The following is a 967-nucleotide window of genomic DNA, read 5'->3' on the forward strand; positions in this document are numbered from 1 at the left end:
CSTGWGASSSCGAGGGGGCAGGGGGAGCCCCCTGCCCCCTCGGGGTCTCAGGTGGTGGCTGGAAGGCGGGAGGCCGCGGCCTCGTCGAGCAGCCACAGGGTGCGGGACTTCCCGCACACCGCGGCGGCGGGCGCCTGGAGTTCGCCGGAGCCCGAAAGGGCGAAGGCGACCGCTCCGGCTTTGTCGTCACCGGCGGCCAGCAGCCAGACCTCTCGTGCTGCCCGGATGGCGGGCAGGGTGAGGGAGAGGCGAGTGGGCGGCGGTTTGGGCGCGCCGTGGACGCCGACGACGGTCCGTTCCGTTTCCCGGAGCGCGGGGTGTTCGGGGAAGAGGGACGCGACATGGGTGTCGGGTCCCACGCCGAGGAGGAGCACGTCGAAGGCGGGGACGCGCTCGGGCGAGTCGGGTCCCGCCGCGGCGGCGAGCTCCGTGGCGTAGGCCTCGGCCGCGGCCTCGGCGTCGCCCGCGTACGGCCCGTCGGAGGGCGGCATCACGTGGACGCGTGCGGGGTCGAGTGGGACGGCGTCGAGGAGGGCTTCGCGGGCCTGGGTGTGGTTGCGTTCGGGGTCGCCTTCGGGGAGGAACCGCTCGTCGCCCCACCACAGGTCGAGCCGTGACCAGTCGATGCGGTCGCGTGCGCCGAAGGCGCCGATCGCGGCGAGGAGCGCGTTGCCGTTGCGGCCTCCGGTCAGGACGACGGTCGCGGTGCCGCGTGCGGCTTGGGCGTCGGCGATGCGGGTGATGAGGCGTGCGGCCGTGGCCTGGGCGAGTGCGTCCTTGTCGGGGTGGATGAGGATTTCGCGTCCGGTGGCTGCCGCGTTCACTTCTGGCCCTTCTTCGCCGTCCGGGTCTTCGACGTCGCAGACGCGGCCTTCTTCTTGGCCGGGGAAGGGGAGGCGCCGGCGGGTGCCTGGGTGGCTTCGGCCCCCGCGGGGGCCGGGCCCTGCGCTGTCCGTGCCTGCTCGTC

The 967-nt window shown here is 74.6% G+C and carries 1 protein-coding gene; it reads right to left on the bottom strand.

Going from position 1 to position 967, the window contains the following annotated elements; translation table 11 throughout:
* Positions 1 to 47: 47 nt before the first annotated feature.
* Positions 48 to 824 carry a 6-phosphogluconolactonase gene (gene pgl, locus AB8Z75_RS34975; RefSeq protein WP_369209176.1) on the bottom strand — a complete coding sequence of 259 codons (777 nt, stop codon included), beginning with the start codon at positions 822 to 824 and terminating at the stop codon, positions 48 to 50.
* Positions 825 to 967: the final 143 nt, after the last annotated feature.

Source organism: Streptomyces sp. PU-14G, assembly GCF_041028275.1.
In the GTDB taxonomy this organism is placed as follows: Bacteria; Actinomycetota; Actinomycetes; order Streptomycetales; family Streptomycetaceae; genus Streptomyces.